General features: G+C 60.2%; 15 protein-coding genes. 8 read left to right on the top strand and 7 right to left on the bottom strand.

The genetic code is table 11. The features are described 5' to 3' along the window. Positions 1-106 precede the first annotated feature (106 nt). A complete protein-coding gene (locus tag AB4Z23_RS03640) occupies positions 107-1,639 on the bottom strand; it encodes an MDR family MFS transporter (protein ID WP_019564151.1) in 1,533 nt (510 codons plus the stop codon). A gap of 141 nt (positions 1,640-1,780) precedes the next feature. Between AB4Z23_RS03640 and AB4Z23_RS03635 the strand changes: the two genes are divergently transcribed. Both AB4Z23_RS03635 and AB4Z23_RS03630 read left to right on the top strand, forming a co-directional pair. Beyond that, positions 1,781-2,296 carry a MarR family winged helix-turn-helix transcriptional regulator gene (locus tag AB4Z23_RS03635; RefSeq protein ID WP_003511890.1) on the top strand — a complete coding sequence of 172 codons (516 nt, stop codon included), beginning with the start codon at positions 1,781-1,783 and terminating at the stop codon, positions 2,294-2,296. An 81-nt stretch (positions 2,297-2,377) separates the two neighbouring features. Continuing rightward, positions 2,378-3,037 carry a glutathione S-transferase family protein gene (locus AB4Z23_RS03630; RefSeq protein ID WP_421477918.1) on the top strand — a complete coding sequence of 220 codons (660 nt, stop codon included), beginning with the start codon at positions 2,378-2,380 and terminating at the stop codon, positions 3,035-3,037. Between the two features lie 99 nt (positions 3,038-3,136). Here the strand turns inward: AB4Z23_RS03630 and AB4Z23_RS03625 are convergent, their stop codons facing one another. Together AB4Z23_RS03625 and AB4Z23_RS03620 are read right to left on the bottom strand one after the other, a co-directional pair. After that, positions 3,137-3,757 (bottom strand): glutathione S-transferase family protein, encoded by a 621-nt coding sequence (locus AB4Z23_RS03625; RefSeq protein ID WP_421477917.1) that lies wholly within the window; start codon positions 3,755-3,757, stop codon positions 3,137-3,139. A 245-nt stretch (positions 3,758-4,002) separates the two neighbouring features. Further along, on the bottom strand, positions 4,003-4,995 hold the full coding sequence (locus AB4Z23_RS03620; RefSeq protein WP_013635650.1) for an asparaginase: 993 nt from the start codon (positions 4,993-4,995) through the stop codon (positions 4,003-4,005). Positions 4,996-5,068: 73 nt separating this feature from the next. On the opposite strand from AB4Z23_RS03620, the gene AB4Z23_RS03615 reads away from it, so the two are divergent. After that, on the top strand, positions 5,069-5,821 hold the full coding sequence (locus AB4Z23_RS03615) for a DUF3750 domain-containing protein (protein WP_003511884.1): 753 nt from the start codon (positions 5,069-5,071) through the stop codon (positions 5,819-5,821). 7 nt (positions 5,822-5,828) lie between these two features. Here AB4Z23_RS03615 and AB4Z23_RS03610 read toward each other — a convergent pair whose 3' ends face one another. Then, positions 5,829-7,172: a chloride channel protein gene (locus AB4Z23_RS03610; protein WP_003511883.1), complete on the bottom strand. Its 1,344-nt coding sequence runs from the start codon at positions 7,170-7,172 to the stop codon at positions 5,829-5,831. Positions 7,173-7,318: 146 nt separating this feature from the next. On the opposite strand from AB4Z23_RS03610, the gene AB4Z23_RS03605 reads away from it, so the two are divergent. Then, on the top strand, positions 7,319-7,591 hold the full coding sequence (locus tag AB4Z23_RS03605) for a YlcI/YnfO family protein (RefSeq protein WP_003511882.1): 273 nt from the start codon (positions 7,319-7,321) through the stop codon (positions 7,589-7,591). Continuing rightward, positions 7,588-7,887: a type II toxin-antitoxin system RelE/ParE family toxin gene (locus AB4Z23_RS03600; protein WP_035197952.1), complete on the top strand. Its 300-nt coding sequence runs from the start codon at positions 7,588-7,590 to the stop codon at positions 7,885-7,887. Before AB4Z23_RS03605 ends, AB4Z23_RS03600 begins: the two co-directional genes overlap by 4 nt. 3 nt (positions 7,888-7,890) lie before the next feature. Here AB4Z23_RS03600 and betA read toward each other — a convergent pair whose 3' ends face one another. From betA to betI, 3 genes are all read right to left on the bottom strand, one after another. Further along, positions 7,891-9,540, bottom strand: a complete 1,650-nt coding sequence (betA, locus tag AB4Z23_RS03595; protein WP_173992395.1) for a choline dehydrogenase — start codon at positions 9,538-9,540, stop codon at positions 7,891-7,893. 72 nt (positions 9,541-9,612) lie between these two features. Beyond that, the gene (betB, locus tag AB4Z23_RS03590; RefSeq protein WP_421477915.1) at positions 9,613-11,094 is read right to left on the bottom strand and encodes a betaine-aldehyde dehydrogenase; all 1,482 of its coding nucleotides are present in this window, start codon (positions 11,092-11,094) and stop codon (positions 9,613-9,615) included. An 11-nt stretch (positions 11,095-11,105) separates the two neighbouring features. Next, a complete protein-coding gene (gene betI, locus AB4Z23_RS03585; RefSeq protein ID WP_003511878.1) occupies positions 11,106-11,726 on the bottom strand; it encodes a transcriptional regulator BetI in 621 nt (206 codons plus the stop codon). Positions 11,727-12,072: 346 nt separating this feature from the next. Here betI and AB4Z23_RS03580 point away from each other — a divergent pair, with 346 nt between their 5' ends. The 3 genes from AB4Z23_RS03580 to AB4Z23_RS03570 all read left to right on the top strand — a co-directional run bounded on the left by AB4Z23_RS03580 (position 12,073) and on the right by AB4Z23_RS03570 (position 15,399). Beyond that, complete coding sequence (locus AB4Z23_RS03580; protein ID WP_025592709.1) at positions 12,073-12,312, top strand: ribbon-helix-helix domain-containing protein; 240 nt, start codon at positions 12,073-12,075, stop codon at positions 12,310-12,312. 182 nt (positions 12,313-12,494) lie between these two features. Next, on the top strand, positions 12,495-14,297 hold the full coding sequence (locus AB4Z23_RS03575) for a GGDEF domain-containing protein (protein WP_013635646.1): 1,803 nt from the start codon (positions 12,495-12,497) through the stop codon (positions 14,295-14,297). A gap of 88 nt (positions 14,298-14,385) precedes the next feature. Beyond that, complete coding sequence (locus AB4Z23_RS03570) at positions 14,386-15,399, top strand: NAD(P)H-quinone oxidoreductase (protein WP_421477914.1); 1,014 nt, start codon at positions 14,386-14,388, stop codon at positions 15,397-15,399. Positions 15,400-15,933: the final 534 nt, after the last annotated feature.

The following is a 15,933-nucleotide window of genomic DNA, read 5'->3' as shown; positions in this document are numbered from 1 at the left end:
GGAACCATCCCTCATCCTTGTGCTTCTCACAGGGATGAGGGAAGAGCTAGTCGCCGGAGGAAGGCACAGCTCGAGTTCACCGCGCCTTACAAGGACAGCCGCTTCCCTACTCCCCCGCACTTTCCGCCGGCTTGGCCGCCTGTGCTGCGGCTGGCAACCGGACCGGTTTCAGCATCAGTGCTGCGGCAAGGCCGATGGCGGCGGTTGCGGCGGCTGCGAAGAACAGCGGCGTGAAGGCATCCGAATAGAGCGAGGCAACAGCGGCCTGGGATGCCGCGGGCAGTTCGGAGAGCATCTTCGGCGTCAATTCCTCAATCCGTCCGACACCCGGAATGGTCACGGCAACGCCCTTGAGGCTGGAGGTGACGATCGCGCCATAGACCGAGATGGCGATTGCTGCGCCGCCCATGCGGGTGAGCGTCACCGCACCGCTTGCGGCACCGATATCGGCCTTCGGCGCGGAATTCTGCACGCCGATAATGGGTGCCTGCTGGCCAAGGCCGACGGCGAAACCCTGCGCCAGCATGAGAATCGCAATCAGCCAAAGCGGCGTTCCCGCATGCATCTGCGTGAAGAGCAGCATGGCGATGACATTGATAGTAAGCCCGGCCACCGAAAACGGTTTGTAGACGCCGGTGATCGAGATCAACCGCCCGGCCGACAGGGAACCCATGACGATGCCGCCGGTGACGGCGATGAAGAACAGGCCGGCATGGGATGGGGAAAGCCCGGTCGTGGTCTGCAGGAACAGCGCGTAATAATTGACCATGCCGATGCCAATGCCGCCGCTGGTCAATGAAACGATCATCAACAGCGGAAAGGTGCTGTCCTTGAAGAGCCTGAGCGGCACCACGGGTTCCGGCGCGCGACGCTCCACCTGCACCCAGAGGAAGGCGGCGATGACGGCGAAAGCGATAATACCGAGGCTGGGACCGGCGATGAGCGAACCGAACAATTCGCTGCTGTCGGCCCAGAAGACGACGCTTGCGATCGTCGCTGCCAGCAGGACGGCGCCGAGATAGTCGATCTTCGGCTGACGCGCGGGACGGCGGTAGGGCAGCAGGAAAATCAGGCCGGTGATGACGATAAGCCCGAGTGGCAGGTTGATGAGGAAGATCGACCGCCAGCCGAACAGATCGCTCATCGTGCCGCCGAGAATGGGCCCGACGCTGCCCGACGCCATGATGGTGAGGCTGGAATAGCTCTGGTAACGGGCTCTTTCACGCGGTTCGAACAGATCGGCATTGACGGAGAAGATCGAAACCATGATGCCGCCGCCGCCAAGGCCCTGAAGCACGCGGGCCGCGATCAGGCTATCCATCGACCAGGCCAGCCCGCAGGCGAGCGAGCCGAGCGTGAAGATGATAACCGCCGCGATCATCACGTATTTTCGCCCGAACAGGTCTCCGAGCTTGCCATAAACAGGCATGACCGCGCTGGTCGCCAGAAGATAGGCCGAGCCGATCCAGCCGAAACGCTCCAGCGCGCCGAATTCGCCGACGATGGTGGGCAGCGCTGTCGAGACGATCTGGTTGTCGAGGGTAGCCATGAACATGGCCAGCATCAGAAACAGGAAAACGATGAGCCTACGCCGGTGATCCGACACAAGCGGCGCCACGGGGGCAACGGACATATCCATGAAAAATCTCGTTGAGTTTCGGCAATTTTGCTGCGACAATTTGTGTGCTATTAGCATATATATGTCAATGGCAAGTTTTTGACATCCATGATATTGGCGCTAAATGTGATCGCAAATCGGGATTGAAAGGAACGGCTGAGCGTGTCGACTGAGGAAGACTGGAACGAGGATCTGCCCGAAGACATCAAGCGCATCGGCAATACGATGACGCGTATGCGCATCATGATCGGACGGCGCATCATCGGGCGCATGGCGCTTGCCAAGGTGGCTCCGGGTCTGGAACTCTCCCATATCGACGTTCTCGATATATTGCGCCGCGCGGACGGCGATGTCACCGTTGGTGCGATTGCCGAGGGCATGCGCATCGACCCCTCGCGCGGCAGCCGGGTGGTGGCGGATATGGTCGGGCGCGGCCTGTTGAAACGCGGCGTCTCGCAGGAAGATGCCCGCCGCAGCATCGTCGAGATCACACCACTTGGCACCAGTCTGCTGCAGGAAATGCGCCGGACCAAGATGAGCGTCATCCAGGACGTGATGGATGGATGGCCGGAGGAGGATGTCGAGACATTCGCCCGGCTTTTCGATCGGTTCATCGACCGTTTCGAGGCCCGGCTGTCACCCGATACGGACCTCCTGACGGATCAGAAAAAATCATAGTTGACCCTGACATCCACAACTTCACTTTAAAAGGACGAGACCTTAACGTGCCGCCATCGAAAAGGTAAAAGGGTGACTTCGATGTTGACGATCTATGGTGTCTACCGTTCCCGCGCCACGCGCACGCTCTGGCTTGCCGGGGAACTGGGCATGGAATTCAAGCACGTGCCTGTCGTGCAGGCCCGCCGCGTTGCCGATCCCCTGGCCGCAGACGCGCCGCTCAACACGCTGTCCCCCGCGTTTCTGGCCATCAATCCGATGGGCACCATCCCCTGCATCGAAGATGACGGCATGGTGCTTTATGAATCCATGGCCATCAACCTTTATCTCGTCCGCAAATATGGCGGACCGCTCGCACCGGTCGACCTGAAGGAAGATGCGGCGATGCTGCAATGGTCGTTCTTTGCCGCGACCGAAATCGAGAACAATTCGCTGAAGATTTCCTCCGCCATTGCCGAAGGACTTTCGGAAAGCGATGCCGGCAAAGCGGTTATCGATGTCGCCGCGCGCCTCTTGAGGCGGCCCTTCCGGGTGCTGGAGCAACATCTTGCCAGCCACGATTATCTGGTAGGCGACCGTTTCACCGTCGCCGATCTCAACGTGGCGGAAATCGTCCGTTACGCGCAGGGCCACCAGCCACTGTTTGACGCCCATCCGGCGCTGAAAGCCTGGCTGGAGCGCTGCCAGGCCCGCACGGCATTCAAGTCCATGTGGGACAGCCGGGCCGCCGAGGCGGCGTGAACGAAGGCACTAGCTAGGGGATAGTTGGCAGACCTCTCTTCGCACTCGACGTCATCCTCGGGACAAGCCCGAGGACGACGAAGCAAGCTTTTTAGCACATCACCCCTTCTCACCCGCCAGCGCCCGCTGCACGGCCGGGCGCTCGTTCATGCGCCTGAAGTGATCATGCACCTTCGGGAAGCGGGCGATATCCACGCCGTCGCTTTCCAGCCAGCCGGACATGACGAATAGATAGGGATCGGCGACCGAATAGGCGGTGCCCAAGACCCATGGGCCGTGCAGCATGCCGTGCTCGATCAGTTCGAAACAATCGGTCATGGTCTGCGGCACCTTCGCTTTCATATCCGCCAGGGAACTATCCTCGTTCGCCCAGCGGCTGCCGCGCCGGCCATGCGCATGGGCGACATGCACCGTGGAGGAAATGAAGGCGTTGAAGGCTTGCATCAGGGCGAATTCGAAGGGATCGTCGAGTGGGGCGAGTTTCTTCTCCGGAGCCATCTGCGCAATGAAGGCGAGGATGGCAGGCGTTTCCGTCAGCACCCCGCTTGCCGTTGCCAGCGCTGGCACGCGGCCTTTCGGGTTGATCTTCAGGAATGCCTCGGAGCGCTGCTCGCCCTCGGCGAAGTTGACGCGATGGGCCGTGTAAGGCAGGCCGGATTCCTCAAGCACAATATGGCTGGCGCGGGAGCAGGAACCGGGGGAGAAAAACAGTGTGAACATGGATATGCAACCTCCAGGGCAATGAGGGGCGCCCACCTCCTCGCGTGCAGACGCCAGCCCCTGCGGCGGCGATCTGGCAGACCATCACATGCAAGGGCAATCCATCATCCTGCCGGCAGCGGGCCGCGTCAAAGGTTATTTCTGAAGCGCGTCGCGTTTAACCGAAGGCATACCGCGCGCCTTATTTTTTGTCTTTACGCGTGTTCCGGACGTAAAGCCGCTGCGCAGTTTTACAGGAGATGCCTCTAGAGGCCGACGACGCGGATATCGCCGACGTGGATGCCGTTCCAGTTGCGCATCTGCCGGTTTGCCATGGCAAGCAGCGCCTCGTTCTCGGCGCCATCGAAATATTTCGCCAGCATTGCGGCAATCATCGCTTCCGCCGCACGCGTCGTGCCGTCTTCGCATTTCACCGCCATGGCGATGCCCTTTTCCGGCAGTGCGGCCACGAACACGCCTTCCGCACCGGTCTTGGCGAAAATCCTGCCCGGCGCGATCTGCATCAGCCTGGTGCAGGTGCGACCGGTGCCCGCCACATAAAAGGGTTCCGCCATGCAGGCGTCAAAGAGCCGGCGGGAGGCTTGCGCGCGCCCGGCCTCCAGCCCCCTGCCCGTCGCCATCTTGGCAAAACCATGCGCCAGACCCTTGAGCGGCACGGCATAAGTGGGGATCGAGCAACCGTCCACGCCGCAATTGTCATGGCCAAGCGTCGCACCCGTCAGGCTTTCCATCGTCGCGCGGATTTCGCGCTGCAGGGGGTGGTCGTAACCGACATAGCCCTTGGGGTCGGTGCCTGTGTGACAGCAGGCGCAGATGAAGCCGGAGTGCTTGCCGGAGCAATTATTGTGAAGCGCTGTCGGCTTTTCCAGCGTGCGGGCCTGATGGATGATGGTCTTCTGGTCGGAAGACCAGTGCGCGCCGCATTCCAGCGTATCCACATCCCTGCCTGCCCTTGCGAGCATGGAGGCGGCGAGCGCCGCGTGTTCGTCCTCGCCGGAATGGGAAGAGCAGGCAAGCGCCAGTTCGCGATTGCCGAAGCCATAGGCATCCGCCGCGCCGCTTTCCACCAGCGGCAGCGCCTGCATGGCCTTGCAGGCAGAACGCGGGAAAACGCCACGCTCGACATCGCCAGCTGAAAACACGACGCCACCATCGCCATCCACCACCACTGCAAGACCCTGGTGGCGGCTTTCGACCAGACTGCCCCTGAGGACTTCGACGGTAACGGAATTGTTCATTTTTGCGGCCTCAAAAAGTTCTGATTTTATGTCGTTGATAGCGCAATTGATTTTTCGATGCACGAGGCTATCAGTGAAATTTGCAAAACGTCTGCTGCTGGCGATTGCCATCATCTATCTGCTGCCAGCTCTGGCATCGGCGGGGTTGTGGGCCATGAGGGATCACCCGCAGGGCTGGCGTGACGCGCGCTGGTCTTCCTCCGGCACCCTGCCGCAAGCAGGTGCCGACCGGCAGGCGGCGGTTTACGTTTTTTCCGCCATGACCGGTGGCTTTAAAGGCTCCGTCGCCAGCCATGCCTGGATCGTGCTGAAAAAGCCGGGCGCGACGGCCTACGATCGCTACGACAAGGTGGGCTGGGGAATGCCGATACGCCACAATGGCTATCCGGCGGATGCCTATTGGTATTCCAACACGCCGCGTCAGGTGGTGGCCATTCATGGGGCCGCAGCGGAAAAACTGATCCCGAAGATCGAACAGGCGATTGCCGACTATCCCTATGGCAAACCGGGCGGCTATCGTATCTATCCCGGTCCCAACTCCAACACTTTCGTTGCCCATGTGCTGCGCAGCGTGCCGGAGCTCGGTGTGGTTCTGCCATCAGACGCGGTGGGCCGCGACTATCTGCCCAACGGCGCGTTTTACCACGTCGCCGACGACTGGAAGGATGCGAGCCTCTCGCTTGGCGGGTTGTTCGGCATTTCGGCGGGCGCACGCAGCGGCTTCGAGGTCAATTTCCTCGGCCTGGTCGCGGGCTTCGATTTCAGCCGGCCCGGTGTGAAGATACCGGGACTTGGCTATTTCGGAGTAGCGGGTATCCGCGCGTAAAGTCGGGTCAGGTCTCAGCGGCCTGTGCTGCGCGTTTGGCGCGGATGCTCTGGGCAATAAAAACACGCGACAGGCCGTGATAGAGCGGCTCCCGGGAGAAAAGCCGGGAGGTTAGATATCCCAGCATCGATGCCACCATGATGGGGATGACGCCGTCATGATTGCCGGTCATTTCGAGGATGATTACGAAAGCCGTCATGGGGGCCTGCACCACGCCCGCGAAATATCCCGCCATGCCGACAATGGCGCCAAGGCCGATGCTCGTACCCAGCAAAGTCGCCATCGTACTGCCAAAGCCCGCGCCCACGGACAGCGACGGCGCGAATATACCGCCCGGAATGCCCGACATCATCGCCAGAAACGTGGCCGCCAGCTTTTCGATGAAGAAGAAGGCCGGTGCGGCCTGGCCCTCGATTGCGGCGCGCGCCTGTTCGTAACCCGTTCCGAAGGTCGCGCCATCAGTTGCAATACCGATGACGGCGGAGGCAAGGCCGCAGGCGGCGGCAACCGCCAGCATGCGCCTTGACGGCATGGCCTGGGCGAAGCGCCGGATGCGCGCGGACAGGCGCAGCGCCCCCGCGCTGAACAGCGCGCCAAACGCACCGCCGCCAATGCCGCAGACCAGTACAAGCAGCCAGTCCATCATGGTTTTCGCCATGACGGAACTGGTGCCAAAGTAAGTATAGCTGCCGACCAGCGCCAGCGAGGCAAGGCCGGACAGGATGACGGCGGTAAGGACGAGGCCGTTTGCACGGGATTCGTAGGTCTTGCTCATTTCCTCGATGGCAAACACGATGCCGGCCAGCGGTGTGTTGAACGCTGCCGCAATACCCGCCGCTGATCCGGCAAGAATAAGACCCTTTGCCTGTGCCATGCCGCCCCAGCGCGCCGCCTGAAGCATGATCGAGGCCCCGACCTGCACGGTTGGCCCCTCTCTCCCGATTGACGCACCGGACAAAAGCCCGACGACCGTCAGCGCGACCTTGCCGAAAGCGAGTTTCAGCGACAGGAGCCGCGAACGATCCGCATCATCACGCAGGTGCCGCGCGGCGATGGCCTGGGGAATGCCGCTGCCGCCAGCATTGGGAAAAACCGTCAGCGCCAGCCAGGCGCACAGCGTGAAACCGAGCGGCGTCACGACAAGCGGCAGCAGAAACGCCCATTCGCCGGAAGATGTTGCCGAGAAGAAAAGATGCTGGGCGCGATCCGCCGCCCAGGCAAACCCGACGCTGATGATGCCGACTGCAAGCGCGCCGATCCAGAATACTGCCCTCGGCTTCCACACCCGCCATGAACCCCACACAACACGGGAACGGCGGAGCATCTTCAGCTTTTTGTAGTCGACGGGCATGGGGATCCAGATCGGTGGTTTTGGTATTTAGCAGACGGGAAACCCGTTTATCTGCCTGCCAGCCGGCGATTGCAAGTTTTGCATTTGACTCGTTGCGACAGATGGCAGAAGCTGCGCATCGCAAATGCAACGCATGGAGAGAAAAGATGAAAACCGCAACTTTGCCTTCGCTGCGTGTAACGGCGGATTTCCGCGAGGCGGCAGAAAGCGTTCTGAAAGACGGCGAGACGCTATCGTCATTTGTCGAGGATTCGGTCCGCAGGCAGGTGGAAATCCGCAAATCGCAGGCGGAATTCATTGCGCGCGGGCTGGCGTCGCTCGAACAAGCGGAGCGCACCGGTGTCTATTATAGCACCGACGATGTTCTTTCGATGATGCAAAGAAAACTCGATGCTGCGAAAGCCGCGAAACGGAAATGACATATCAGCTTCGTCATACCGAAGAAGCACTGGCGGATTTCGATCGCATCTATGATTTTCTGATCGCATACGACATCAATGTGGCCGAGAAGGCCATTCACGCCATAAGAGCAGGATTAGACATTCTCAGCGATTTTCCCTTCAGTTGCCGTAAGGCATCTTCTGAAAACGGGCTGATACGTGAACTCCTCGTGCCGTTCGGGTCATCCGGCTATATCGTGCTGTTCCGCATCGACGGCCCGGAAACAGTCACCATTGCCGCCGTTCGCCACCAGCGCGAGGACGATTACCATTGATCCTCACCGGTCGCTGACGGCCGCGCGCGGGTTTACCCACGGCTCCTGATTGGAGCGCGGCAGCGGGGTTTTGCCAAGGATGTGGTCCGCCGCCTTTTCGCCCGTCATGATCGACGGGCCATTCAGATTACCATAGGTCACATGCGGGAAGATCGAGCTGTCGGCGACCCGCAGCCCCTCCACGCCGATCACCCGGCATTCGGGATCAACGACCGCCATGGGGTCGTTCCTGTCGCCCATCCGGCAGGTGCCGCAGGGGTGATAGGCGCTTTCCAGATGTTCGCGCAGGAAGGCGTCGATCTGTTCGTCCGTCTCCACCTTTTCGCCCGGTTGGATTTCCGGCCCGCGAAAATCGTCGAAGGCTTTCTGGCCGAAAATCTCGCGCGTGAGGCGCACGCAATGGCGGAATTTTTCCCAGTCTTCCGGGTGGCTCATATAGTTGAAGCGGATGACCGGGTCGTCATGCGGATCGGCGGAACGCAGCGTGACATTGCCGCGCGACTTCGACAGGTTGTAGCCGACATGTGCCTGAAAACCATGGCTTTTCGCAGCCGCCTTGCCATCATAGGAGATGGCGACGGGCAGGAAATGGTACTGGATGTCAGGCTGTTTCAGGCCAGGCGCTGAACGCAGGAAGGCGCAGGCCTCGAACTGGTTGGAGGCCCCTAGCCCGCCTTTCGACAGCAGCCATTGCGCACCCGCGACCCCCTGCCAGAACCAGGGCAGCCAGGAGTAAAGCGACACCGGCTTGGTGGAGACCTGCTGGAAATAAAACTCCATATGGTCCTGGAGGTTTGCACCCACACCCGGCCGATCCGCCTGAACCTCTATGCCCATGTCCTTCAGATGAGCGGCAGGCCCGATGCCCGAAAGCATCAGCAATTTCGGCGAGTTGAAAGACGATGCCGAGACGATGACCTCACGATCGGCCCTGATGGTTTCCACCCCGCCCCTGCGCTCGATTTCGACGCCGACGGCACGGCCGTTCTCGATGACGACCTTGCGGGCGAAGCCGTTGACCAGCGTGACATTACCGCGCTTCAGCGCCGGCTTCAGGTAGGCATTGGCGGCGGACCAGCGGCGGCCATTATGGATGGTCTGCTCCATCAGGCCGAAACCTTCCTGTTTGGAGCCGTTATAGTCGTCTGTCAGCTCGAAGCCTGCCTGCGCGCCAGCCTGAATGAAGGCGTGGAACAGCGGATTGCTGACCGGCCCGCGCTGAACATGCAGCGGCCCATCCGTGCCGCGCCACCCCTCTTCGCCGCCATGGCTGTGTTCCATGCGCTTGAAGTAAGGCAGCACATCCGCATAGGCCCAGCCATGCGCGCCCAATTCCTCCCAGCGGTTGAAATCCTCGGCATGGCCGCGCACGTAAACAAGGCCGTTAATGGAGGACGAACCGCCGATGACCTTGCCGCGTGGTGCGGTGATGCGGCGATTGTCGAGGTTCGGTTCGGGTTCGGAGAGATAGCCCCAATTGTAGCGCTTCATGCTCATCGGCCAGGCCAGTGCGGCCGGCATCTGGATGAAAGGCCCGAAATCCGAGCCGCCAGCCTCAATGACAATCACCGAATAACGGCCGTCTTCCGACAGGCGATAGGCGATGGCGGAGCCTGCGGAACCGGAACCGACGATGACGTAATCTGCGTGCATGATTTGCTCTCTCTTCAATGAGCGTTGGTTCCGATTAACGGGCTGAGGGTGGGGTTCCCCCCTCACCAAATCTCAATAAGGCGCGTCCACCTTGCCCGTGCTCACATAAACCGTCTTCAGCTCGCTATAATGATCCAGCGCCGCCGCCGAATTCTCGCGCCCGAAACCAGACTGCTTGGAGCCGCCGAATGGGATTTCCACCGGGCAGAGATTGTAGGTGTTGATCCACAGCGTGCCCGCCTCCAGCTGGTCGACCACGCGATGAGCACGGGCCAGATCGGCGGTGAAGACGCCGCCGGCAAGGCCGAATTCGGTGGCGTTGGCGCGGGCGAGAACCTCATCCTCATCATCGAAATCCAGCACGCACATGACCGGGCCGAAGATTTCCTCGCGCGCGATAGTCATGTCATCGGTCACATCTGCAAACACGGTCGGCTGCACATAGGCGCCCTCGCCTGCAACATTGTTGGGAATGCCGCCGCCGGTTACCAGTGTCGCACCCTCCGCCTTGCCCTTTTCGATATAGCCAAGCACCTTTTCCTGCTGGGCTTTGGAGACCAGCGGGCCGAGATGGGTGGCGTAATCCAGGGGGTCGCCGAGGATCATCGCCTCAGTGCGGCGCTTCAGGTTTTCGAGGAAGCGGTCCTTCGCCTTTTTCTGCACGAAAACGCGGGTACCGTTGGAGCAGACCTGACCGGAAGAATAGAAATTGCCGAGCATCGCCCCGCCGACAGCGCTTTCGATATCGGCATCGTCAAACACGATCAGCGGCGATTTGCCACCGAGTTCCATCGTCACGTGCTTGAGATGCCCGGCGGCGGCGGCGGCAACCTTGCGGCCGGTGGGCACCGAGCCGGTGAGCGAGACCTTGGCGACATCCGGGTGGTTGACCAGAAGCGGGCCGGTATCGCGATCACCCTGAATGACGTTGAACAGGCCCTTGGGCAGCCCTGCCTCGATCAGGATTTCCGCGATCTTCAAAGCGCCGAGCGGGGTGTTTTCCGATGGCTTGAAGACCATGGCGTTGCCGGCAACGAGCGCCGGCGCCGCCTTCCAGCAGGCGATCTGCTGTGGATAGTTCCATGCGCCGATGCCGACACAGACGCCGAGCGGCACGCGCTTGGTATAGGCGAAATCGCCGCCGAGCGGGATGTAGTTGCCGTTCAGCGCGGAAGGCGCGATACCGCCGAAAAATTCGAAGGCATCGGCACCCGAGGTCGGATCGGCGACAATGGTTTCCTGGATCGGCTTGCCGGTATCCAGCGTCTCGAGCGTGGAGAGCGCCTCGTTGCGTTCACGCATGATATCGGCGGCGCGTTTCAATATACGCCCGCGCGCCATGGGGCTCATTGCCGCCCATTCCTTCTGGGCGCGTTTGGCCGATGCAATGGCGCGCTCGACAATCGCGGGCGTTGCCGCATGCAGCCTTGCAATGACTTCGCCGGTGGCCGGAAAGACGCTTTCGAAAAGCGTGCCGGCATTGTCTTCGACATAGTCGCCATCAATGAAATGCGAGGCTTTGGGCTGCGCCCTGAGAGACGTCACGATAGTCATGTCGAATACTCCTAGAGAATGCGGACGGACGGCTTCGGGCGCTGTCCATCAGGATATGGTTTGAGCTGCAAGTCGAAATAGTCTTCGACAAGGGCAGGCGCGGAGGCGAGCCCAAGCGGGGCCGAACGCAGGCTGTGCCTGATATACAGCCCGTCGATAAGGGCTGCCGCCCCTTCCGCGATGCGCGCTGCGTCATCGGGTGGACATAGCCGGTTTAGGCTTGCCATGAGGTTCGAGCGCAGGCGACGGGAATAGAGCACCAGCAGGCGGCGCGTTTCTTCCGAGCGCTGCGCCTCCACATAAAAGGCAAGCCATGCCGCCACCGTTTCGGGCGTGAACTGGTCGCTCTGGAAAGAGACGTGAACGATGGCGCTCAGCCGTTCGCGCGGGCCATTGGCGCGGGTCAGCGCCGCCACCGCATCGCGCCTCAGATCCCGCAGCAGGCTGCGGATGGTTTCCAGAAGAAGCTGCTGCTTGCTGCCGAAATAATGATGCGCAAGCGCCGGCGATACGCCCGCTTCCCGGGCAATATCCGACATTGTCACATTCAGCGAACCATGGTGGCCTATGGTGCGTAACGCCGCATCCACAAGCGCCTTGCGGCGCAAAGGCTCCATTCCGATCTTGGGCATAAGGGTCTCCTTGATGGCGGGCAAAATATTCTTGATTGATCAATCAATCAATAAAAAACGCGCCATTTCATGTCGCTGATTTGCCATGGATCAAAGAAAACCGGGCAAGGCCGGATAAGACTAGCCGCTCCCATGCTGAGGAGCCGCTCACAGGGGAAAAACTAAACCGTGATATACTGCAAATTGGGAATGGAACACGTTTCGTGCTAATATGCAGAGTGATACAAATTTCGCTGGAAGCGGCGCCAGACGAAAACTGAAAAAACGCCCGCAAGACCGCGATTCCCATCAAGTCCTGGCACGGACCGGAGATGCCTTCGCAACGGTTGAACAAGGGAGTGATATCATGCCAATGGTGACAGTATCGATTTCCCCGGAACAGGCAGCAAGAATGCGCGAGGCCGTGAATAGCGGCGCCTACGCATCCGGCAGCGAGGTCGTAAGGGCCGCGCTGAGACTATGGGCGGCCTCTGCTGCCGCAACCGGCGCAGATACAGAGGCTGCAGCACCTGTCGAGGCGGATCGCGAACGCCTGAATGTTGCGGAACTTTACGCCGCTCACACCGGCCATGTGCGCCGGGCCTGAGGGCCTGCCGGATACCCCTGGCTATTGAGGGGCCCGTGACAAAACCTTCATTAAAGCTTCACAGTCGTGAAAGCTTTTGTTGACCTGTAATCTGCGATTGTCTGCTGAAAAGAGACAAGTTCCCGTGTGTGCATTTGACTTGTCATGCCACCAACGGGAACTGGCAATAGCGGAGAACAGAAATGCCGGCCGTAACGCTGGAGAACGATGTCATAAGGCGGTTTGCCTCCGGGCACATGTTTCCCATGGCGAAGCTTGTGCTTGAAACCGCGTTTCAGCCGATCGTCGAGGCGACGACGGGCACGATTTTCGGATATGAATCACTGATGCGCGGGCATGACCGGCTTGGGTTTTCCAATCCGCTCGCGCTTCTCGACCAGGCTGCCGAGGATGGCGAGCTGAAGGCCTTCGAGCAGATGCTGGCAAGCCGGGCGCTCGCTAAATTCTCCACCCTGGCGGATTTTTCCACCACCACCCTGTTCCTCAATCTCGATGTAAGGCTTATCCCGCACGGGGACGCCATTCTTGACAAGCTCGTTGGCCATCTGGCGCGGGCGGGCATTCCGGCCTCCTCCATCTGCTTTGAACTTTCCGAACGTTTCGACAATACCAGCGTGCCGGAGTTCAAGGCGCTGATCGCCCGCATGCGCAAGGAAGGTTTCAAGCTGGCGATCGACGATTTCGGCGCCGGTCACGGCGAGATGAAGCTTTTATGCGACTATCCGCTTGATTACCTGAAGATCGACCGGCATTTCATCAGCGGTGTCGATCATCTTCCGCGCAAGCAGCATCTCGTGCGCAACATCGTCAACATCGCTCATGTTCTCGGCGTCCGGGTCATTGCGGAAGGCATCGAAACCGAAGCGGAATTTCTCACCTGCCGCGAATATGGCGTCGATCTGGTGCAGGGCTGGCTGATCGCCAGGCCGACGGTTTTCACCAGCGAGCTTCCCGAGAGCTTTCCGCACCTCAACCGCGTGGGCGTGGCGCGGCGCAACAGCCAGTCGCTGGACGAAATCCTCATCCGTCGCGAAATAGAGCGTCTTCCCACCGTCTATGAGCATGACAGCGTCGACAGCGTCTTCGAATTGTTCCGCAGAAACCCGCAGCAGGCGTTTTTCCCGGTGCTCAACGCCAATGGCGAACCGCGCGGCGTCATCAACGAATATCACCTCAAGGAATACATCTACCGGCCTTTCGGGCGCGATCTCCTCAAGAACAAGATCTACGAGCGCACCATTTCCCACTTCGTCGATCCTGCGCCGATCGTGGGTCTCGACGCCGATGCCGATCAACTGATGAACATGTTCGCCAGCATGGGCGGCAGCGCCTGCATCATCCTGACCGAAAACATGCGTTACGCCGGCATCGTCTCAGCCGCATCACTCATCAAGGTCATCAATGAAAAACAGCTCAAGATGGCGCAGGACCAGAACCCGCTGACGGCGCTACCGGGCAACCGCGCCATCGGCGGCTTCATAGCCGACAGCTGCGGCGATGGCGATGAGACCCGTTTCTTCTGCTATTGCGATTTCGACAATTTCAAACCCTTCAACGATAAATACGGCTTCAATGCCGGCGACCACGCCATCACCCTGTTTTCCGCACTGATGCGTCGCTACTTTTTCGCCGGCGACTGCTTTCTCGGCCATATCGGCGGCGACGACTTCTTCGTCGGCGTGCGTGACTGGGCGGTGGAGGAACTGACGGAAATCCTCGAGCGGCTGCTCAGCGATTTTCACGGTGAAGTGGCCGAACTCTATTCGCCAGAGGACCGTCAGGCTGGTCGCATGGTCGGGCTGGACCGTCGCGGCAATGAGCGGGATTTTGCCCTGCTGCGTTGCTCCATCGGCGTTCTCACATTGCCAAAAGGTTTGATCATCGCCAATCCCGAGCGCATCGGCAGCGAGATCGCCGGCATCAAGACAGCCGCGAAAGAAAACGAAGGCGGCCTCGTCATCCGGGTGTTCGGGGAGACAAAATGACATCAGCGACAAAGGGCCTCCTTCCCTAAGCGGTACATCTGTCCTAAATCTTCAGGTAACGCCGACAAATGAGGAATTGCCCCTGGCCATGCCCGAAAATGTGACCCTGCCCGAAAAAATGCGCTTCATCGACCTTCCCTCCCATGGTGGCCCGGAGGTGATGCAGCTTTCGCAAGCACCTTTGCCAACCCCCGCCAGAGGCGAAATCCTGGTGAGGGTCGAGGCGGCCGGCGTCAACCGCCCCGATGTCGCGCAGAGGCAGGGCGCCTATCCGCCGCCGAAGGACGCAAGCCCGATCCTCGGCCTGGAAATTGCCGGAGAAGTGGTGGCGCTCGGCGAAGGCGTCAGCGAATTCAAACCTGGCGACAAGGTCTGCGCGCTCGCCAATGGCGGCGGTTATGCGCAATATTGCACCGTGCCGGCCGGTCAGGCCCTGCCCTTCCCCAAGGGGTACGACGCCGTCAAGGCCGCCGCGCTGCCGGAAACATTCTTCACCGTCTGGGCCAACCTCTTCCAGATGGCGGGCCTGACCGAAGGCGAAAGCGTGCTCATCCACGGCGGCACCAGCGGTATCGGCACAACCGCCATCCAGCTCGCCAAAGCCTTCGGCGCTGATGTCTATGCGACGGCGGGTTCTGCGGAAAAATGCGAGGCCTGCGTCAAGCTTGGTGCCAAACGGGCCATCAATTACCGCAACGAGGATTTCACCGCCGTCATCAAGGCCGAAACCGATGGCAAGGGTGTCGATGTGGTTCTCGACATGATCGGTGCGGCCTATTTCGAAAAGAACATTGCCGCACTCGCCAAGGATGGCTGTCTGTCCATCATCGCCTTTCTGGGCGGCGCCGTGGCTGAAAAGGTCGATCTGCGGCCAATCATGGTCAAACGCCTGACCGTCACCGGCTCCACCATGCGGCCACGTACCGCTGACGAGAAACGCGCCATCCGTGATGAGCTTATCGAACAGGTCTGGCCACTCATCGAAAGCGGCAAGGTTGCGCCTGTCATCAACAAGGTCTTCACGCTGGACGAAGTTGTGGAGGCCCACCGGCTGATGGAAACCAGCAATCATATCGGCAAGATCGTGATGCGGGTGTCCTGATCAGACCTCTTGCATTAATGACGAATCGTACTACCTTCTAGTTATGTTCAACGTATCGGAAGGAGGTGATCCAATGTCTAATGAGATTTCGGTCTCTGGTGCAGGCAATGGAAAGGGTGGGTTTTCGACGGGGCAGCCCTCGGCGTAAAAACCTCTTGCCTTCGGAACGTTGAGAAACAGTCCCGGGTCTGTAAACAGGACCAAGCTCATGGAAGGGTCGCCTCTGGCGACCCTTTTCCGTTTCTAGGGTGATCGGCACGTTTACCCGGTTCCCTCATCTCTGTGCTTGTCACAGAGATCCAGCCAGACCAAGTGTTTGGGCTGAATGGAGTTTCACCGCCGCGCAGACGCGCGCCGGCTGGCAACCTGTGACGATCACAGGAATGACGGTGTGTACGCTAGCGTTGCAGACATCTTATACATCCGTCGGAGGCGCGTCTGCGCGGCGGAAAGGTTCTTTTCAACCCACGGAGTTGGGTTGGCTGGATACCGGCTCAAGGCCGGTATGACGGGGAACTTAGGATAGGCGCAACC

The organism is Agrobacterium sp. MCAB5, from assembly GCF_052114365.1.
In the GTDB taxonomy this organism is placed as follows: Bacteria; Pseudomonadota; Alphaproteobacteria; order Rhizobiales; family Rhizobiaceae; genus Agrobacterium; species Agrobacterium tumefaciens.
Note: the sequence above shows the minus strand (reverse complement) of the source record. Positions and strands in the feature narration are given on the sequence as shown.